Here is a 19,015-nt window from a genome sequence, read left to right on the forward strand (position 1 = left end):
GGCGGCTGCGAACAGCAGGCGGACAGCCAAGCCGGCCGGCAGGTTGGCGGCGGCAACACGGGCTTTGTTCATCTTCAGTCCCAAGGGAAAGTACAGGGGTCAAGACGGCGGCGAACGCCGCCAATCGGCAGGTGATCATCAACGCACCGGGCGGCCAAATGGTTGCGCCTTTGTGACGAATTGTCGGCGATGTGAACGCATGTCCGCTCGCGAAAATGTCAGCGTTGCCGCCAGCGGCGCGGCACAAAGCGGCCTTGCTTACATCGGACATCACGTTAACGATGGGCGGGCTGGCCGCTGGAACGGAAGCCGGATTGCGGGCATATTGCATGCCGGGGGACGGAGAGCCGCGGCGCCAGCGTGAACAGGCCGGAGGCCAGAAGTCAGATGCGTTCGTTTTTTATTGCTTTCACATCCCTGATGCTTTTGAGCGCGGGCACCGCGCAGGCCAAGGTCGAGATTACCGTCGACAAGGACAATCAGCAGATGACCGTCGCGGTTGACGGCGTCGCGCGCTATCACTGGCCGGTATCGACCGGCATCCCGTCACGCGAAACGCCGAACGGCGCCTTCCGCGCCTTCCGCATGGAAGAGGATCACTTCTCCAAGGAATTCGACGACGCGCCGATGCCGCACGCGATCTTCTTCACCAAGGTCGGGCACGCCATCCACGGCACTGACTCGGTCGGCCGGCTCGGCTCACCGGCCTCCCATGGCTGCGTGCGCCTGTCGCGCCAGAACGCCTCGACACTCTACGCGTTGGTGCAGCAGCAGGGCGTGCTCAACACCACGGTGACGCTGACCGGCTCGGCGCAGGTGGCGCTCGCCCGCAATCCGCGCGGCCGTACCAACAACGCGGTGGCCCGCGCCCAGCAGCCGTCCGAGGAGCAATACGCCACCACGGGTGATCCCGTGAACCTGACGCCGCCGCAGCAACCTGCTCGCCGCTACATGCCGCAGGACGATAATTACATTTATCCGGCAGACGGCAGCGACACCGGTGCGCGCTACCCGGCTCCGCGCCCGATCACACGCCCCTATGGCACGCAGGCCTATCAGCAACTGCCGCAGCCGACCTACGACCAGGCCTATGGCCAGCAGGGCTACTATTATCAGCAGCAGCAGCCCCGCCAGTACTATCAGCCGCGCGGCTATTACTATCAGAACTGACTCTATCCGAACGCGGCGTCGCCACGTTCGACGATCTTTCGTGCCGCATCGACGAAGGCCCGGGCGACCGGCTCGAGGATCTCGGGTCCGGTCGCCGTGCGATCATCCGACGGCGTGTGGAAGGTGCGATGACGGCCGGCCATGCCGACTGTTTTCACGAGCGCGATGAACCCTTGATGCCGTCACGTGCCACGACAATCCTGACCGTGCTCGCGGCTCTCGCTGCAGGACAAGCCATTCCAGGAGAAGCCATGGCCTTTGATCTCGAGGCGCATCGCGGCGGGCGGGCGCTGCTTCCGGAGAACACCCTGCCCGCCTTCGCCAATGCGCTGTCGATGGGCGTCGACACGCTGGAGCTCGACGTCGGCGTGACCGCCGATGGCGAGGTCGTCATCTCACATGAACGCGGGCTCAATCCGGATCTCGCACGGGATACGAGCGGCGCCTATGTGGCCGCACCCGGCACGCCCTTTGTGAAGCTACGGCTCGACGACATCGGGACCTATGACGTCGGCCAGATCCGGCCCGACAGTGCCTATGCCAGGCAATTCCCCGAGCAGCGCGCCGTGCCGGGGACCCGCATCCCCACGCTGAAGCAGCTGTTCGCGCTGGTGCGCAAGTCCGGCAACGCCAATGTGCGTTTCAACATCGAGACCAAGATCGATCCGAACCATCCGGACGAATCCCTCGATCCGCAGGGTTTCGTCGCAAAGCTGCTCCACCTGATCGAGGCAGAAGGGTTTGCCGATCGCGTCATGATCCAGTCGTTTGACTGGCGGACCCTGCAGCTCGTCCAGCAGCAGGCGCCCACAATTCCAACCGTGTACCTCACGCTCCAGCGCGGCTCGGCTCCGACGGTGGCGCTCGACAAGGCCACCAGCTGGACCGCGGGCTTCAGTCCAGCCGATCACGGCGGCTCGCTGCCGCGAACCATCAAGGCTGCGGGCGGCGCGATCTGGTCGCCCTATTTCGGCGACGTGACGGCGGCGCTGGTCTCAGAAGCCCACGCGCTCGGACTGCACGTGGTGGTCTGGACGGTCAACAAGCGTGAAGACATGGCGCGGATGATCGAGTTCGGCGTCGACGGGATCATCTCGGACAGGCCGGACTTGCTGAGGGAAGTTGCAGGCGAGAAGGGAATTGCGCTGCCGGTGGGGACGCCGGTAGAGCCGTAAGCTCCATCTCGTGTCCCGGACGCGGTGCAGCGTTTAACGCTGCTCCGCAGAGCCGGGACCCAGAACGAATGGGCCCCGGCTCTGCAGCACACCGCTCCGCGCTGCGCTGCGTCCGGGGCACGAGACCACTCGTGGCGCGAAGCCTACTCCCCGTCCCGCAAACGACGATACAGCGCGCCCAGGATGTTCGAGTAATCGTCGGTCCAGACCCGCACCCTGTCGTCGGCTTCGGTCTGCTCCCATGATTTGGAGGCGGCGAGCCTGCCGACATCGGCATCCTCGCGCGCGGAGATGACGACGTCGGTCGAGAAGATGTAGTCGGAATCGCGGCCCGAATCCTCGTTGAAGACCCAGCTCTTGAGATCGTTGGCGTCGGCGATGCCGACCACGACGGTCTCGAGATCGAGGTGACGGTTGGAGACGTGCATCACCACGGCGCCGTGGGGCGCGAGCTTGTCCTTGTAGATCTTCATCGCCTCTTCGGTCGCAAGATGAATCGGGATCGCATCGGACGAATAGGCATCGACGATGATGAGATCGTAGGCGCCGTCGGGCTCCTTGGCGAAGGTGAGGCGGGCGTCGCCGATGACAGGCTTCAGCTCCGGCAAGCAGCTCGAGATGTAGCGGAAATTCTTGGGGTCGCGCGCCGCGTCCACCATGGACTGGTCGATCTCGAAGAATTTCCAGTCTTCCCCTGGCTCGGCAGCGCAGGCGAGCGTGCCGGAGCCAACACCGATCGCGGCGACCTTGAGCGGAGCGCCCTTGCGCTCGCGGATCGCGGCGACGGCCTGACCGATCCCGCCGTCCTTGTGGTAGTAGGTGATCGGCTCGGGCCGGCCGGTGACCGGCGTGCCGTCATTGTTGCGGAAGCGCTCGGCGCCGTGGATGGTGGTGCCGTGCATCAGCACGTGGAAATATCCGCCGGGCGTCTCCACGATCTTGTGCACGCCGAAGAAGCTGCGCACCGTGGTGACGCGGCCCTCGTCCGCCGGATAGATCCGGATCAAAGCCAGCGCCAGTGCGACGGTGGCAAAAATCTTCCAGCGGCCGGCATTGAGCGCCAGCGTCAGCAGCGCGGCGAGCACGCCGACGGAGCCAGCGACCCAGACGCGATGATCCTCGAACCAGGTCGAGAGATTGCCGGTCGTATAAGAGGGCGCAATGAGCGCCACCGCCAGCGCGGCGAGCGCCAGCCAGTACCATCTCACGATGCCGGCAAGCCGCTCGTTCGCGGACGGTCGGCACAGCGCGGCAAGCGCGATCAGGATCGGATATTCGGCAATCCAGGAGAAGGTGAAGGGGGCGACGAGGCCGGCAAAGAGGCCGCCGACCATGCCGCCGAACGACAACGCGACATAGAAGCCGGTGAGATATTTGGCGGCCGGCCGGGTCCGCGCCAGCTCACCGTGACAGGCCATGGCGATGACGAAGAAGCACAATTGGTGACCGCCGAGCGTCAGCAGCAGGTTCTGCTCGCCGCCAAACGCCAGAAGGACAACGACGCCCGCGATCGCGACCGGCTGGAGCATCAGCATCCATTTGTGCGGCAGCAGCGGCCGCGACTGGAACACGACCACCCAGGTGAGCAGGTACAGCGATAGCGGCAGCACCCAGAGCAGGGGCGCCGCCGCGACATCGGTCGAGATGTGCGCGGTCACGGCGATGAGCAGACCTGACGGCACCGCGGCAAGGAAAATCCAGCGCAGCCGCGTCAGGACGCTTGGCGCCGGCGCATTGATGTCATCGGTTCGAACATCGGCGGCCGCCAGCTTCGGCGAGCGCAACAACAGCACGCCGCAGGCGGCAATCAGCAAGATCAGGACGCCATAGCCCCCGGTCCAGAACCGGTTCTGCGTATGCAGCGTGAACATCGGCTCCAGCAGGAACGGATAGGACAACAGCGCCAGGAAGCTACCGATGTTGGAGGAGGCATAGAGGAAATAGGGATCGTGCCCGGCGGGGTGGCCGGTGCGGACGAACCAGGCCTGCAGCAGCGGATTGTTGGCGGCCAGCGCGAAGAACGGCAGCCCGATCGAGACCACGAACAGGCCGAGCAGCCAGAACGCATAGCCCGAGGCCGGCGGCTCGACATAGGCCGACGCGATGCCGAGCGGCAGCGTGGCGAAGGCCGCGATCAGCAGCACCAGATGCACCGCGACCGGAACGATCCGGTTCCTCGCCTGCATCAACAGATGCGCATAGGCATAGCCCGCCAACAGCAGCGACTGGAAGAACACCATGGCCACCGACCACACCGCCGGCGAGCCGCCGAGCCGCGGCAGCACCATCTTCGTGAACAGCGGCTGCACCGAGAACAGCAGCAGCGCGCTGACGAAGATCGCAGCGGTGTAGACCGTCAGCAGCAGCCGGTTGCGCGACGACGAAGGCTGCTCCGTGGCGGCGGGATGCGCGATCGAATCCATGAAAGCTCCGGCAAAACCCCGGCGGGCGCCGGACGGGGTGCAATGGAGCACAAGGCGCTTGAACGGGCAATAAAGGGGCTCGTGATGTTGCAGCGAGGATTGCTTGATATTAGAGGGTCGTTCCGGGGCGATGCGAAGCATCCAACCCGGAACCTCGAGATTCCGGGTTCGCGCTGACGCGCGCCCCGGAATGACGATAAGCCGAACAACCCGAATCTCTCATGACCGAAACCGACGTTGTCATCATCGGCGCAGGCCATAACGGCCTCACCTGCGCAGCCTATCTCGCGGCGGCGGGCCTGCGCGTGCGTGTGGTCGAGCGCCGCAAGGTGGTCGGCGGCGCCGCGGTGACGGAGGAGTTTCACCCGGGATTCCGCAACTCGGTCGCCGCCTACACCGTGAGCCTGCTCAATCCGCAGGTGATCGGCGATCTCAAGCTCGCCGAATACGGCCTGCGCGTGGTCGAGCGGCGGTCGCAGAATTTTCTGCCCGCCCCCGATGGCAGCTATCTCCTCACCGGCGAGGGGCGGACCAAGGCGTCAGTTGCGCGGCTCAGCGCGCACGATGCGGAGGCGCTCGACGGCTTCTCGCGCGAGCTGGAGGACATCGCCGACGTGCTTCGGCAATTCGTGCTGCGCGCCCCGCCGAACCTGCTCGACGGCTTCGGCACCAACGCGATCCGCGAGGCCGTGAACGCATTCCAGAGCGCCAACATCCTGCGCGGCCTGACGCTGGAGCAAAGCCGCAGCCTGCTGGATCTCTTCACCCGCTCGGCCGGCGAGATGCTGGATGAACGGTTCGAGCACGATCTGGTCAAGGCGCTGTTCGGCTTCGATGCCATCGTCGGCAATTACGCCAGCCCCTATGCCGCAGGCTCGGCCTATGTGATGCTGCATCACGCCTTCGGCGAGGTGAACGGCAAGAAGGGCGTCTGGGGCCACGCCATCGGCGGCATGGGCGCGATCACGCAGGCAATGGCGCGTGCCGCGCGGGACCGGGGCGTCGCGATCGACACCGAGACGAGTGTGCGCGAGGTGATCGTCGAGCGCGACCGCGCCGTCGGCGTGGTTCTGGAGGACGGCGAGATGATCCGCGCGAAATATGTCGCGGCCAACGTCAATCCGAAGCTGCTGTATACGAGGCTGATCGCCGCCGACGCGCTGCCGAAAGATTTCCTCGCCCGCATCAGGCACTGGAAGAACGGCTCCGGCACCTTCCGCATGAACGTGGCGCTGGACCGCCTGCCCTCCTTCGCGGCACTGCCTGGCGAGGGGGATCACCTCACCTCCGGCATCATCCTCGCGCCAAGCCTTCCCTACATGGATCGCGCCTATCTCGATGCGCGCGCGCAGGGCTGGAGCCGACAGCCCGTCGTCGAGATGCTGATCCCCTCGACGCTCGACGACACGCTGGCACCCTCGGGCAAGCATGTGGCGAGCCTGTTCTGCCAGCACGTCGCGCCGGAGCTTCCCGGCGGAAAATCGTGGGACAACCATCGTGACGAGGTCGCCGATCTCATGATCGCGACGGTGGATGGCTACGCACCGGGTTTTGCCTCCACCGTGCTCGGCCGCCAGATTCTCTCGCCGCTCGACCTCGAACGACAATTCGGCCTGCTGGGCGGCGACATCTTCCACGGCGCGCTGACACTGAACCAGCTGTTCTCGGCGCGGCCGATGCTGGGCCATGCCGATTATCGCGGGCCGCTGAAGGGCCTCTATCACTGCGGCTCCGGCGCCCACCCCGGCGGCGGCGTCACCGGCGCCCCCGGCCATAACGCCGCGCGCGTGATCCTGCGGGACCACCGCGCGCTGTTTGGAAGCCGTGGATAGGTCTGTGGATGGGCTGTTGACAGGCTGTCGAGATGCCTGTGATCGGGCAGAGGACCCGACCCGGACATGCCGGGGAAAAGCCGGTGGATAATTGCGGGACAATTAGGGGATAGGCCAGTGAAAGATGCCCCTGACAAGGTGTTGACGGCCTGTAGACACCACCCCCAAAACGACCTCGCCCGCCGAGGGCAATTCCCCGCGCGGGCGCTCGTCAAAACAGCCTGGTGAAGAAAGTAGCCCCCGCTGGAAATGCGAGGCGGAAATTACTTCAAGGAGGTGCTAATCGAACCGAACTTGTCGTTCAACGTGCTGCCCAGACTGTTCACCACGGTGATGATCGCCAGAGCGATACCGGCCGCGATCAGGCCGTATTCAATTGCGGTCGCACCAGATTCATCCGACCAGAACTTCAAAACCATGCGCTTCAAGACACGCCTCCGTTTCAATTTCAGGCTGTGTTGGCCAGCCCCGACAGCCGAAAATCTACGGGGTGCGACCTTCTGTCCGGTTAATCCGGGCCTAGCAAGTTATGCGGAAAATTGTGCGCAAAAGTTCCCAAAATTGAACCCGACGGAACCCTGAGGATGCCGCCTTCCCCCACCCATCGCGCCAGCTTTTCGATCGGCGCCGAGGCCGCCGCAAGGCGCGTCGTCGATGTGCTCACCGAGGTCTTTTTCGACGGGGACGCAGCGGTCGCCGCGTTCGAGCGGCCGGACGGACAATGGGACGTCACGCTGCATTTCGCCGAAGCCCCAGACCAGGCCTGGCTGCGCGAACTCATTACAACATCAGCAGGAAATGAGATCGCGGACACGCTTGTCTTCGACACCGTCGAGGCCAAGGACTGGGTCAAGGCCAGCCTGGAAGATCTCGTCCCCGTGCCGGCCGGACGCTTCGTCGTGCACGGCAGCCATGACCGCGACCGCGTGGCGCCGAACAAGCTCAAAATCGAGATCGAGGCGGCGCTCGCCTTCGGCACCGGCCATCACGGCACCACGCGTGGCTGTTTACTCCTGCTTGACCATGTCCTGAAGAGTTCCCGGCCGCGGAGCCTGCTCGACCTCGGCACCGGAACCGGCGTGCTGGCCATCGCGGCGGCGAAGGCGCTGCATCGCGCGGTGCTCGCCTCCGATATCGACCCGCCCTCGGTGCGGGTGGCCGCCGAAAACGCGACGCTGAACGAAGTCGGTCATCATGTGAGAGTGATCCGCGCGACCGGCTTTGCCGCGCCGGATTTTGTCCGCGCGGGGCCGTTCGACCTGGTGCTGGCCAACATCCTTGCCAATCCGCTGCGGCAGCTGGCGAGCCCGATGGCGCGGCACCTTGCGCCCGGCGCCCGCGTCATCCTCTCCGGCCTCTTGACCCACCAGGCGCCCGCCGTGATCGCGGCCTACCGCGCGCGGGGCCTCGTGCCGCTTCGGCACCTCAGGATCGAGGGGTGGAGCAGTCTGTTGTTGAGGAAACTGTCCTAGGGTGGATTAGCCCTGGGCTGCGCGCAGTCCCCAGGCGTAATCCACCTCTTCTGCTTCCGAGATAGGAACAGCGGTGGGTTACGCCTTCGGCTAACCCACCGTACGGCATCGCCATTGCCGCGCTATTCCGCCGGCTTCTCGTCCCGGCGCGCGACGCGCTTGCCCTGCAGCGCGCGCCTCGCGCGGCGCTCGGCGAAACGATCGATCATCTGGCTGATGAGGCCGCGCGGCTTCTTCGGTCCCGTATTGACCGGCGCGCGGCGCACCGGCGGCGAAATCTTCTCAAAGGTGAACGCTGGCATCGTGTGTCCCCTCGCCGTTGAGATGAACCACTTGCTCGAATTTCCCTGTTATCCGGACGAAGCGCAACTGCCGCATCCTTTACTCCACTCAATTCGAATGGAACATTTTCAAGCACAGTCCATGCCAGATGCGACGCAAATGCGTCTAGATTGCGGACCGATGCCCATGATCCTAGAGTGATCCACATGTTCGAAGCGCACTTCCAGACATTCGAGGAGCCCGAGGCCGGCGTCGCGCTTGCCGCTCGCCTTGCCGCGCTCCGCGAAGAACTCGCCCGCCGCAAGCTGACCGGCTTCGTCATTCCGCGCGCCGACCAGCAGCAAAACGAATATGTGCCCCCGTCGGAAGAGCGGCTGGCCTGGCTGACCGGCTTCACGGGTTCGGCGGGCTTCGCCGTGGTGCTGACCCGCGAGGCCGCCTTGTTCGTCGATGGCCGCTACACGCTCCAGGCGGCCAAGCAGGTCGATGCCAAGGCTTGGGCGGTGGAATCGCTGATCGATCCGCCGCCGGAAAGCTGGGTGTCGGCACACCTGAAGGCCGGCGATCGCCTCGGATTTGATCCGTGGCTGCACACTTTTGCGGCAGCCGAGCGCCTGTCCGCCGCCTGCGCCAAGGCCGGCGCCGAGCTGGTGCCGGTCGACGGCAACCCGGTCGATGCGATCTGGCAGGACCGGCCGCAGCCGCCGCTTGCCCCCGTCGCCGTGCACAGCCTCCAGCATGCCGGCGTGACGGAAGCCGAGAAGCTGACGCAGATCAGGGACGAGATCGCCAAGCTCGGCGCGGATGCGCTGGTGCTGTCGGACAGCCACGCGGTGGCCTGGACCTTCAACATCCGCGGCGCCGACGTCGCGCATACGCCGCTGCCGCTGTCCTATGCGCTGGTGCCGAAGGACGGCCGCCCCACCATCTTCATCGACCACAGAAAACTCTCCAACCTCTCACGGGATCATCTCGAACAATCCGCAGATGTGCGCGAGCCAGATGCGATGGCGCCAACGCTGATGGCGCTGGCCAAAAGCGGCGCGGCGATCGCGCTCGACAATGCGACCGCGGCCGAGGCGCTGAGCCGGCTGATCGCGGGCGCCGGCGGCAAGCCGGTGCGCGGCAGCGACCCGATTGCACTTCTCAAGGCGGTCAAGAACGCGACCGAGATCAAGGGCACCAAGACGGCCCATCTGCGCGACGCCGTGGCGCTGGCGCGGTTCCTGGCATGGGTCGATCGCGAGGCGCCAAGCGGCAAGCTCACCGAGATCGACGCGGTGGAGGCGCTGGAGACCTTCCGCCGAGACACCGGCGCGCTCAAGGACGTGTCGTTCCCGACCATCTCGGGAACGGGGCCGAACGGCGCCATCGTGCACTACCGCGTCACCCGCAAGAGCAACCGGCGGATCGCGCCCGGCGATCTCCTGCTGATCGATTCCGGCGCGCAATATGAGGACGGCACCACCGACGTCACGCGCACCATGGCGGTCGGCGAGCCCACCGGCGAAATGCGCGACCGCTTCACCCGCGTGCTGCGCGGCCACATCGCGATCGCGCGCGCGGTTTTCCCCGACGGCACCACCGGCGCACAGCTCGATACGCTGGCGCGGCAATATCTCTGGGCCGCCGGCGTCGATTTCGAGCACGGCACCGGCCATGGCGTCGGCAGCTATCTTTCAGTGCATGAGGGGCCGGCCCGGATCTCGAAGCTCGGCACTACGCCGCTGAAACGCGGCATGATCCTCTCCAACGAGCCCGGCTACTACAAGACCGATGGCTTCGGCATCCGCATCGAGAATCTCGAGCTGGTGGTCGAAGCCAGCATCCAGGGCGCCGAGAAGCCGATGAACGCGTTCGAGACGCTGACCTTGGCGCCGATCGACCGTCGGCTGATTGATGTCACGATGCTGAGCAACGACGAGCTCGCCTGGCTCAATGCCTACCATGCGCGCGTGCGGGCCGAGGTGCGGCCGGCGCTGGATGAAGCGACCGGCGCCTGGCTCGATCAGGCCACCGCGGAGCTGAAGGCATAGGCCCGTCGTTGCGCATGGCGCTACGCGATTTGCGCAACGCTGCTCCCGCACCCATAGCCGTCATGCCCGCCTTGTGCGCAATTGCGCACTGGAGCGAGGCATCCAGTACGCCGTGGCCTCTCCGTGTCCACTTCCGTCTCTGGAATACTGGATTCCTCGCCTTTTCGGGGAATGACATCGCACTTGCGGAACGCGAATGTGCGCCCAATCGGTCGCCATTGTGCTCCCATCATAACCGTCCCGAAATCCGAATAGCCGCATTCCGAAACGCCGATATCGGTCTTGCGTGAGCACGCTACAGTCGATTCCAATTTCGACGAGACGGACATCTATGCACGGCATGATCAGCAGGCCGCCGGAGGCGGCAACGAAGAACATCGCGACCTCGCGCGTGGTGTTGCTGCTGCTGGTCGTCATGACCGGGATCGCGCCGATCTCGCTCTACATGCTGGTTCCGGCACTGCCGGTGCTGGCGACGACCTTCGGCAGCGACATCTCGATCGCGCAGATGACGGTGTCGCTCTACATGGTCGGCATCGCGATGTCGCAGCTGATCATGGGGCCGCTGTCGGACAGGTTCGGGCGGCGTCCGGTGCTGCTCGGAGGGCTGGCCCTGATGGTGGCGGCGAGCATCGCCTGCATCTTCGCCCAGAACCTGCCGCAGCTGATCGCCGCGCGCTTCTTCCAGGCGCTGGGCGGCGCCGCCGGCATGGTGGTGAGCCGCGCCATCATCCGCGACATCTACGAGCGCGACCGTGTCGCCTCGATGATCAGCCTCGTGGTCGCAGCCCTGATGATCGGGCAGATGGTGTCGCCGCTCACCGGCGGCCTGATCGAGACCGCGTTCGGCTGGCGCGCGATCTTCTACGCCATCACCATCGGCGCGATCATCGTCGCCGTCGGCATTGCGGTGGCGCTGCCCGAGACGCGCCGCACCCGCGCCGCCGGCGGCGGCTTTCGCCGCGACGTCGGCATGCTGATCACGAACCGCGCCTTCGTCGGCTACGTGATGTGCCAGGTGCTGGCTTCACAGATCATCTTCACCTTCGCCGGCGGCGGTCCCTACATCGTGGTGACGCAGATGGGCCGCAGCAGCGCCGAATACGGCGCCTGGTTCGCAACCACCGGCTTCGCTTACCTCGTCGGCAATCTGCTCTGCGTGCGCTTTGCGCCCAGGCACTCGCTGGCAAATCTGATCTGGTTCGGGCTCGCCCTCCAGCTCTGCGGCAGCCTGTTGAACCTGCTCTGGAGCTTCACCGGCTGGAACGAAGCGCCGGCCTGGCTGTTCGGCACGCAGATGATCGTGATGGCCGGCAATGCCTTCGTGATGGCGAACTCCGCCGCCGGCGCCATCAGCATCCGCCCTGAAGCTGCCGGCACCGCCTCAGGCGCGATGGGCTTCCTCCAGCAGGGCATCGGCGCACTGATGTCGCAATTCGGCGCCTATCTCGGCGGCCATTCCATAACGACGCTTCCGCTGACCTCCGCAGTGCTGGCGATCTCCCTGCTCTGCGCCTGCATGATGATCTTCGTCGTCCCCCGCCGCGAGGTGGTGGTAAGCGAGGAATTGATCGAGCAGGCGGAAGAGGAAGAGACGGGGATGATGTGAGGGGGCGCTGCGTCCCCCCGTCATTGCGAGCGTAGCGAAGTAATCCAGCCTGTCACCGCGAAGAGATTCTGGATTGCTTCGCTACGCTCGCAATGACGGAAGAGAGCGTCACTCCCCGATCAGCTTCAGCCACTCGTCCTCGGTCAGCACTTTCACGCCGTGCTTGTTGGCATCCGCGAGCTTCGAGCCGGCGCCGGGGCCGGCGACGACGAGATCGGTCTTCTTCGACACCGAGCCCGACACTTTTGCACCCAGCCGCTCCGCGGTCGCCTTGGCTTCATCCCGCGTCATCTTCTCCAGCGAGCCCGTGAACACCACGGTCTTGCCGGCGACCGGCGAGTTGCTCTTCGGCTTCTCGGCGTCGACGATCTCGACCTCCTTGGTCAGGCGCTCGACGATGCCGCGATTGTGGCTCTCGCCGAAATAATCGGCGATGCTCTTGATCACGGTGTCGCCGATCTGGTCGAGCGCATCCATCTCCGCCATCGCCTCCTCGTCGCCCTTGGCGATCTTGAGGCATGCGTCGTGGAAGGCGTCCCACGAGCCATAGCCGCGGGCCAGCGCCAGCGCCGTGGTCTCGCCGACATGGCGCATGCCGAGCGCATAGATGAAGCGCTCCAGCGCGATTTTGCGCCGGCTCTCGATGGCACCGAACAGATTGCGCACCGAGGTCGCGCCGTAGCCTTCGATCTCCTCGAGCTTGAGCTTTGAGTTGCGCTGCTCCAGCGTGAAGATGTCGGCGGGCTCCTTGACCCATCCCTCGTCGAAGAAATACTGGAGCTGCTTCTCCCCCAAGCCGTCGATGTCGAAGGCGCGCCGCGACACGAACAGCTTGAGGTGTTCGATCTTTTGATAGGGACAGGCGAACTCGCCGCTGCAGCGGGCGCGTGATTCCTCTTCACCGGCGGCCGTCTCGCCGCGTACGACGTCGGTGTGCAGCGGGCACGGGCACTTCTTCGGGAAATGGAATTCCTTCGCCGTCTTCGGCCGCTTGTCGAGCACGACGTCCACGATCTGCGGGATGACGTCGCCGGCGCGCTGGATAACGACGGTGTCGCCGATCCTGATATCGCGTCCCTCGCGCAGCACTTCGCCCTTGTTGCCGATGCCCTTGATGTAGTCCTCGTTGTGCAACGTGACGTTCTGCACGATCACGCCGCCGACACCGACCGGCTCGAGCTTGCCGACCGGCGTGAACGAGCCGGTGCGGCCGACCTGGATCTCAATGTCGCGCAGCACCGTCATCGCGCGCTCGGCCGGAAATTTATGCGCGATGCCCCAGCGCGGCGTGCGCGAGACGAAGCCGAGGCGTTCCTGCCAGTCGATGCGGTCGACCTTGTAGACGACGCCGTCGATGTCGTAGTCGAGTTTTGCGCGCTGCTCCTCGATCGCATGATGGAAGGCGAGCAGCTCCTCGACCGAGCGGCACAGTTTCGTCAGCGGATTGGTCTTGAAGCCGCAGCGCTCGAACCAACCGATCATGCCGCTCTGCGTATCCTCCGGCATCGCGCTCATCTCGCCCCAGGCGTAGGCGAAGAAGCCGAGCGGGCGCGAAGCGGTGATGGTCGGATCCTTCTGGCGGAGCGAGCCCGCGGCCGAATTTCGTGGGTTTGCGAAGATCGTATCGCCCGCAGCCTTCTGCCGCTCGTTGAGCGCAAGGAAGGCCTTCTTGGTCATGTAGACCTCGCCGCGCACCTCACAGATGTCGGGGATGTTGCGGCCCTTCAGCTTCTGCGGCACGTCTTCGAGGGTGCGGATATTGGCGGTGACGTCCTCGCCCACCGCCCCGTCGCCGCGCGTCGCCGCGGTGACGAGCTCGCCGCCCTCATAGCGCAGCGACATCGACAGGCCGTCGATCTTCGGCTCGGCGGAGAAATTGACCTTGTCGTCGTCGAGCTTCAGGAAGCGCACGATGCGGCCGACGAAGTCGCGCACGTCCTCTTCCGCAAAGGCGTTGTCGAGCGACAGCATGGGCACGGAGTGCCGCACCTTTTTGAAACGGCCGGACGGTGCGGCGCCGACCTTTTGCGAGGGCGACTCTGCGCTGACGAATTCAGGAAACCGCTTCTCGATCGCGTCGAAGCGCTGCCGGAGCGCGTCGTACTCGGCATCGGTGACGGTGGGCGCATCGTCCTGATAATAGCGCTCGTTGTGTCCCTCGATCTCGAGCGCGAGCCGCATGTGCTCGACTTTGGCCTGCGCCTTGGTGAGCTCAGTGACGTCGCGAGGCGGTGTTGCTTTGGATTTTGCTGCTCTGGCCATGGTGCTTGGATACGACGGAGCGGGCGGCAGGGTAAAGGCGGGAAAAGTTGTGTGCCCCGGACGCGGCGCAGCGCTTCTTCAGCGGTGTGCCGCAGACCCGGGGCCCAGCATTCTGGGTCCCGGCTTTGCGGAGCAGCGCTAGGCGCTGCGCCGCGTCCGGGACAAGTGAATTAAGCCGTCGCCGCCTTCAGCAGCCGCTCCGCGGCCGCCCTCGCCTCGGCGGTGATCTCGGCGCCGGCGAGCATGCGGGCGATCTCCTCGCGGCGGTGGTCGGCGGCGAGCGCATTGACGCGGGTGGCGACGCGCTTGCCCTTGTCGAGGGCGTCCTTGGAGATGAGCAGATGCTGGTCGGCCCGCGCGGCGACCTGCGGGGCGTGGGTGACGGCCATCACCTGGACCTTGCCGGCAAGCCGCGCCAGGCGCCCACCGATGGCGTCAGCGACCGCGCCGCCCACGCCTGTATCGATCTCGTCGAACACCAGCGTCGGCGCTGAGCCGCGGTCGGACAGCACGACCTTGAGCGCCAAAAGGAAGCGTGACAGCTCGCCGCCGGAGGCGACCTTCATCATCGGACCCGGCTTGGTGCCCGGATTGGTCTGCACCCAGAACTCGACGCGGTCGAACCCTTGCGGGCCCGGAGCGGCCTCGTCGGTCGTGACCTGGGTCATGAACCTGGCACGCTCGAGCTTGAGCGGAGCGAGCTCGGCATTGACGGCCTTGTTGAGCTTCTCCGCCGATTTCTGCCGCGCCAGCGACAGTTTTTTCGCGGCGGCGGCATAGCGGCCATCTGCCTCGATCGCGGCCTGCTCCAGCTTCTTCAATTTCGAGGCGCCGGCGTCGATCAGCACGACGTCGGCGGCGTATTTGGCGGCAAGCGCCGCGAGCTGGTCGACCGGGGTCGAATATTTGCGCGAGGCGGCGCGCAGGGCGAACAGCCGCTCCTCGATGCGTTCGAGCTCGGCCGGGTCGAAATCGGTCGCGGCAAGCGCGGCCAGCAGATGCTGGTCGGCTTCCTCCAGCGCGTTGATCGCGGCGTCGATCGCCTTCACCGCGGGCTCGACCAGCGCCGGCGAGTTGACGCCGCGGCGCTCCAGCCGGCGCACCGCCGCCGACAGCGCCGCCACCGGCGAATGGTTGCCACCGACCGCCTCCTGCGCCTCGCGCAGATCGGAAGCGATCTTCTCGCCCTGCATCATCGTGGTGCGGCGGTGGGCCAGCGAAGTCTCCTCGCCCTCCCTGGGTGCGAGCTGCTTCAGCTCGTCCGAGGCGTGGCGCAGATAGTCGGCCTCGCGCGCGGCGCGCTCCATGCCGGCGCGATGCTCTTCCAGCGCGGTGTTGGCGGTGCGGCGGGCATCCCAGAGTTCTTCGACAGCCGCAACGTCCTTTTCAAGGCCGGCGAAGGCATCGAGCAGGCGGCGGTGCGTGGCGGCATCGACCAGCGCACGCTCGTCATGCTGGCCGTGGATCTCGACCAGGGCCGCGCCGACCGCCTTCAGCGTCTGCACGCTGATCGACTGGTCGTTGATGAAGGCGCGGGTGCGGCCGTCGGCCAGCTGGACCCGGCGCAGAATCATCTCGCCGGTATCATCAAGCCCGTTCTCGGCCAGGATCTTCGTCGCGGGGTGATTCTTCGGGATATCGAACACGGCAGTGACCTGCCCCTGCTCCGCGCCGTGGCGCACGAGGCCGGCATCGCCGCGGCCGCCGAGCGCCAGCGCAAAGGCATCGAGCAGGATGGATTTGCCCGCCCCGGTCTCGCCGGTCAAAACGGCAAGTCCGGTGGCGAATTCGATATCGAGCCGTTCGATCAGGACGATGTCACGGATCGACAGACGCGCCAGCATGGAACCCCAAAATTTCCTAGCCGAGGCCCATCTTCTTGAAGGTCTTGCTGATCCAGGACCCCTGATTCTCGCTCGGCTCGAGACCACCCGATTTTACAAGATTATAGGCGTCCTTGTACCAGCGGCTGTCTGGAAAATTGTGACCGAGCACGGCCGCGGCGGTCTGCGCCTCGCCGACGATGCCGATCGCCATATAGGCTTCGGTCAGCCGGTAGAGCGCCTCCTCGACATGCCGCGTGGTCTGGTACTGGGTGACGACGGCCTTGTAGCGGTTGATCGCGGCGGTGTAGTCGCGCTTCTGCGCGTAGTAGCGGCCGACGTTCATTTCCTTGCCGGCGAGCTGGTCGCGGGCACCCTCGATCTTCGCCTTGGCGGAGGTCGCATATTCGGACGTCGGATATTTGCGCACCACCTCTTCCAGTGAGGCGATCGCCTTCTCGGTGCGGGTCTGGTCGCGGCTGATGTCCGGGATCTGGTCGTAATGCGAGGCCGCGATCAGGTACTGCGCATAGGCCGCATCCGGGCTGCCGGGATGCAGCGTGACGTAGCGGGTGGCGGCGCCGATGCAGCCGTCATAGTCGCCGCCCTGGTAGGAGGCGTAGGCCGACATCAGCAGCGATTTGCGGGCCCAATCGGAATAAGGATGCTGGCGGTCGACCTCCTCGAACTTCTTGTTCGCCGCCTTCATGTCCTTCTTCTCGTTCATGAGGTACAGGCCCTCATTGTAGATCTTGTCGGCGGGCTCCTCGACGAAGGTGTCGTCCTTGGCGGTGAACTTGTCCCAGAGCTCGCCGGTTCCGCAGCCGGCAAGCGGCAGCGCGAGCAGGACGAAGGTGGCAGCTTGACGCAGCCCGCGGGCCGCGATCGAGGCTCGTGGCGAAACCGAAAGAGATCCGCGCGTCATACGCTGTGCCGACATGAGTTTTGCCCTGACGCCCTGTGATGCAGTGCCCGCCAGCCCATGACCCCCGTCACGGGCGCGAAATGGTGCCGTGGTGCCTGCCATGCGACCCACGCCGATGTATCCGAAAAACGATCGCTAACCGACCGGATAGGCAGGCATTTCGCCCGGATTAAGGCGAACGCGCCGCAATGCTAGCCGATCATGGTTACCAGGAGTTTCCCGGGGGGTAAGTCGCCTCAAATACCCGCAGCGGCAGGGCCCTTCAGGACACGTCCGGCCCGTAGGCCGCGGCGATCCGGCCGCCGACGATGCCGCGCCCGACTTCGCCCACGGGGCGCGTGGTGCGGCGCACTGCCTCACCCTCGACCACCCGCCAGGCGGTACGGTCGGCAAGCAGCGCGGTCAGAACGGCGTGGTTGAGCTTGTGGCCGCCGCGGACCGAACGGTAGGCGCCAAGCAGCGGCAGGCCGGCCAGCGCAAGGTCGCCGATCGCGTCCAGCACCTTGTGGCGGGCGCATTCGTCGGCGTAGCGCAGACCCTCGGTGTTGAGCAGCCGCTCGTCGTCGAACACGACGGTGTTGTCGAAGGAGGCGCCGAGCGCATAGCCCGCGCTCCAGAGCCGGGCGACATCGCACATCAGACCGAAGGTCCGGGCGCGGCCGACCTCACGACGGAAGCGTTCCGGATTGAGGTCGAAGGCATAGCTCTGCCGTCCGATGACCGGATTGGTGAAGTCGATCTCGATCTCGGCGCGGAACCCGTTGGCATAAGGCCGGATCTCGCCGAAGGAGTCGCCGATCTTGACCGAGATCGGCTTCAAAACCTGGATGAAGCGCCGCTGTGCGGGCTGGGTGGCGATGCCGGCCTGGTCGATGGCGGCAATGAACGCCGCGGCGCTGCCGTCCATGATCGGCACTTCCGGCCCGTCGAGCTCGATCGTGGCATTGTCCACGCCCATGCCCCGCAGCGCAGCAAGCACATGCTCGGCGGTGGAGATCAGCGGACCGTTGCGATCGCCGAGGACGGTGGCGAGGTCTGTCGCAACCACCTGGTCGGCGGTCGCCTGAACTTCGCGATCACTTCCCTCGAGGCCGGTACGGATAAAAATATAACCTGCGTCGATAGGCGCGGGCCCAAGCGTGAGAGTGACGGGAAGACCGGAATGAACGCCGACGCCGGCCACGGTGGCTTGCGCACGAAGCGTTGTTTGCCGGCTAAATTTCATCAGGAACCCGCCCCACTACGACCCATTGCGACTTATACTCGACCCGACCGATCGGCCAAGGCCGCCGTCCGAATCCGTATCCCCAAGTCACGACAAACCATAGTCACTGCCTCAAACAGCGCCAACTCACGCTTTTTTACCGATTGTTACCCCAAACCTGCCGTATTCGCGCCAAGGCTTAACCAAATTGCGCCGAGATTTGGGGCCGCTGCCGGCGGTTTTACAGAACCACCGAATACATAATTAATGATTTAAAATCAGTTGCTTGGCCGTGCAACCCGGACATGCACGGGACAAAAGGAAAGGCCCCGGCAAGCTTCCCGCCGGGGCCTTTTGGCGTCTGCCTTATTGTAACAATCCTCAGGTCGCCTGCCGCCGCAGGAAGGCCGGGATATCAAGATGGTCGTCACCCTGTGGCGCCGGTGCAACAGGCGCGGGGCGGCCGTGCATGTCCAGGCCCTGCGGCGCGGGGCGGCGGGCATATTCGGACACCGGCTCGCTGGCCGCGACCTGCTGCGCCACGCTCTTCTGCGGACGGCGCTCGGGCAGCGGCGGCATGGCGGGGCCGGCTGTGCGGGCCGCGACCGGCGGCTCGCTCTCCTCGTCACGTCGGCCGAGGCCGACATTGGCGAGGCGCTGCAGCAGCGACAGGCGCTTCTGCGGGGTCTCTTCTTCAACCTCGCCGCGGGCCTGACGAATTTCGGCCTGGGCCGGCATCGGCAGCTCCTCGATGCGCGGCATGCGCGGCGCACGGACCGGCGGACGCTCGGCCTGCGGCGGG

General features: G+C 65.6%; 14 protein-coding genes and 1 pseudogene. 6 read left to right on the forward strand and 9 right to left on the reverse strand.

Translation table 11 applies throughout. The features are described from left to right. Positions 1–387 precede the first annotated feature (387 nt). On the forward strand, positions 388–1,170 hold the full coding sequence (locus A5906_RS33770; protein ID WP_080139435.1) for a L,D-transpeptidase: 783 nt from the start codon (positions 388–390) through the stop codon (positions 1,168–1,170). A gap of 2 nt (positions 1,171–1,172) precedes the next feature. Here A5906_RS33770 and A5906_RS42765 read toward each other — a convergent pair whose 3' ends face one another. Further along, positions 1,173–1,313, reverse strand: a complete 141-nt coding sequence (locus A5906_RS42765; RefSeq protein WP_167523561.1) for a hypothetical protein — start codon at positions 1,311–1,313, stop codon at positions 1,173–1,175. A 33-nt stretch (positions 1,314–1,346) separates the two neighbouring features. On the opposite strand from A5906_RS42765, the gene A5906_RS33775 reads away from it, so the two are divergent. Next, the gene (locus A5906_RS33775; protein ID WP_080139436.1) at positions 1,347–2,345 is read left to right on the forward strand and encodes a glycerophosphodiester phosphodiesterase; all 999 of its coding nucleotides are present in this window, start codon (positions 1,347–1,349) and stop codon (positions 2,343–2,345) included. Positions 2,346–2,488: 143 nt separating this feature from the next. Here A5906_RS33775 and A5906_RS33780 read toward each other — a convergent pair whose 3' ends face one another. Then, positions 2,489–4,768, reverse strand: a complete 2,280-nt coding sequence (locus A5906_RS33780) for a fused MFS/spermidine synthase (RefSeq protein WP_080139437.1) — start codon at positions 4,766–4,768, stop codon at positions 2,489–2,491. Between the two features lie 221 nt (positions 4,769–4,989). Between A5906_RS33780 and A5906_RS33785 the strand changes: the two genes are divergently transcribed. Beyond that, positions 4,990–6,600 carry a phytoene desaturase family protein gene (locus A5906_RS33785; protein ID WP_080139438.1) on the forward strand — a complete coding sequence of 537 codons (1,611 nt, stop codon included), beginning with the start codon at positions 4,990–4,992 and terminating at the stop codon, positions 6,598–6,600. 263 nt (positions 6,601–6,863) lie between these two features. Here A5906_RS33785 and A5906_RS33790 read toward each other — a convergent pair whose 3' ends face one another. Next, entirely contained in the window at positions 6,864–7,019 is a 156-nt protein-coding gene (locus A5906_RS33790; RefSeq protein ID WP_136615683.1) for a Flp family type IVb pilin, read from the reverse strand. Between the two features lie 165 nt (positions 7,020–7,184). Here A5906_RS33790 and A5906_RS33795 point away from each other — a divergent pair, with 165 nt between their 5' ends. Continuing rightward, positions 7,185–8,072, forward strand: a complete 888-nt coding sequence (locus A5906_RS33795; protein WP_080139440.1) for a 50S ribosomal protein L11 methyltransferase — start codon at positions 7,185–7,187, stop codon at positions 8,070–8,072. A 122-nt stretch (positions 8,073–8,194) separates the two neighbouring features. On the opposite strand, the gene A5906_RS33800 is transcribed toward A5906_RS33795, so the two are convergent. Then, a complete protein-coding gene (locus tag A5906_RS33800) occupies positions 8,195–8,374 on the reverse strand; it encodes a hypothetical protein (protein WP_080139441.1) in 180 nt (59 codons plus the stop codon). A gap of 186 nt (positions 8,375–8,560) precedes the next feature. Between A5906_RS33800 and A5906_RS33805 the strand changes: the two genes are divergently transcribed. Both A5906_RS33805 and A5906_RS33810 read left to right on the forward strand, forming a co-directional pair. Beyond that, positions 8,561–10,390, forward strand: a complete 1,830-nt coding sequence (locus tag A5906_RS33805) for an aminopeptidase P family protein (protein ID WP_080139442.1) — start codon at positions 8,561–8,563, stop codon at positions 10,388–10,390. Positions 10,391–10,721: 331 nt separating this feature from the next. After that, the gene (locus A5906_RS33810; protein ID WP_080139443.1) at positions 10,722–11,999 is read left to right on the forward strand and encodes a multidrug effflux MFS transporter; all 1,278 of its coding nucleotides are present in this window, start codon (positions 10,722–10,724) and stop codon (positions 11,997–11,999) included. A gap of 108 nt (positions 12,000–12,107) precedes the next feature. Here A5906_RS33810 and ligA read toward each other — a convergent pair whose 3' ends face one another. The 5 genes and pseudogenes from ligA to A5906_RS45550 form a co-directional block, all read right to left on the reverse strand. Next, positions 12,108–14,261: an NAD-dependent DNA ligase LigA gene (ligA, locus tag A5906_RS33815; RefSeq protein ID WP_080139444.1), complete on the reverse strand. Its 2,154-nt coding sequence runs from the start codon at positions 14,259–14,261 to the stop codon at positions 12,108–12,110. Between the two features lie 170 nt (positions 14,262–14,431). Next, positions 14,432–16,105, reverse strand: a complete 1,674-nt coding sequence (gene recN / locus A5906_RS33820) for a DNA repair protein RecN (protein WP_080139445.1) — start codon at positions 16,103–16,105, stop codon at positions 14,432–14,434. A 16-nt stretch (positions 16,106–16,121) separates the two neighbouring features. Further along, entirely contained in the window at positions 16,122–17,024 is a 903-nt protein-coding gene (locus A5906_RS33825) for an outer membrane protein assembly factor BamD (protein WP_080139446.1), read from the reverse strand. A gap of 247 nt (positions 17,025–17,271) precedes the next feature. Further along, positions 17,272–18,234, reverse strand: a complete 963-nt coding sequence (gene lpxC / locus A5906_RS33830) for a UDP-3-O-acyl-N-acetylglucosamine deacetylase (protein ID WP_080139447.1) — start codon at positions 18,232–18,234, stop codon at positions 17,272–17,274. A gap of 360 nt (positions 18,235–18,594) precedes the next feature. Then, a pseudogene (locus tag A5906_RS45550) lies at positions 18,595–19,015 on the reverse strand (cell division protein FtsZ); the annotation flags it as partial.

It is taken from the genome of Bradyrhizobium sacchari (genome assembly GCF_002068095.1).
In the GTDB taxonomy this organism is placed as follows: domain Bacteria; phylum Pseudomonadota; class Alphaproteobacteria; order Rhizobiales; family Xanthobacteraceae; genus Bradyrhizobium; species Bradyrhizobium sacchari.

What these genes read in the sequence shown, in the direction of transcription:
- A5906_RS33805 (WP_080139442.1), top strand. Translation starts at nt 8,561, where the DNA reads ATGTTCGAAGCGCACTTCCAGACATTCGAGGAGCCCGAGGCCGGCGTC.
- lpxC (WP_080139447.1), bottom strand. Translation starts at nt 18,234, where the DNA reads ATGAAATTTAGCCGGCAAACAACGCTTCGTGCGCAAGCCACCGTGGCC.
- recN (WP_080139445.1), bottom strand. Translation starts at nt 16,105, where the DNA reads ATGCTGGCGCGTCTGTCGATCCGTGACATCGTCCTGATCGAACGGCTC.
- A5906_RS33785 (WP_080139438.1), top strand. Translation starts at nt 4,990, where the DNA reads ATGACCGAAACCGACGTTGTCATCATCGGCGCAGGCCATAACGGCCTC.
- A5906_RS33770 (WP_080139435.1), top strand. Translation starts at nt 388, where the DNA reads ATGCGTTCGTTTTTTATTGCTTTCACATCCCTGATGCTTTTGAGCGCG.
- A5906_RS33800 (WP_080139441.1), bottom strand. Translation starts at nt 8,374, where the DNA reads ATGCCAGCGTTCACCTTTGAGAAGATTTCGCCGCCGGTGCGCCGCGCG.
- A5906_RS33780 (WP_080139437.1), bottom strand. Translation starts at nt 4,768, where the DNA reads ATGGATTCGATCGCGCATCCCGCCGCCACGGAGCAGCCTTCGTCGTCG.
- ligA (WP_080139444.1), bottom strand. Translation starts at nt 14,261, where the DNA reads ATGGCCAGAGCAGCAAAATCCAAAGCAACACCGCCTCGCGACGTCACT.
- A5906_RS33790 (WP_136615683.1), bottom strand. Translation starts at nt 7,019, where the DNA reads ATGGTTTTGAAGTTCTGGTCGGATGAATCTGGTGCGACCGCAATTGAA.
- A5906_RS33810 (WP_080139443.1), top strand. Translation starts at nt 10,722, where the DNA reads ATGCACGGCATGATCAGCAGGCCGCCGGAGGCGGCAACGAAGAACATC.
- A5906_RS33775 (WP_080139436.1), top strand. Translation starts at nt 1,347, where the DNA reads ATGCCGTCACGTGCCACGACAATCCTGACCGTGCTCGCGGCTCTCGCT.
- A5906_RS33825 (WP_080139446.1), bottom strand. Translation starts at nt 17,024, where the DNA reads ATGTCGGCACAGCGTATGACGCGCGGATCTCTTTCGGTTTCGCCACGA.
- A5906_RS33795 (WP_080139440.1), top strand. Translation starts at nt 7,185, where the DNA reads ATGCCGCCTTCCCCCACCCATCGCGCCAGCTTTTCGATCGGCGCCGAG.
- A5906_RS42765 (WP_167523561.1), bottom strand. Translation starts at nt 1,313, where the DNA reads ATGGCCGGCCGTCATCGCACCTTCCACACGCCGTCGGATGATCGCACG.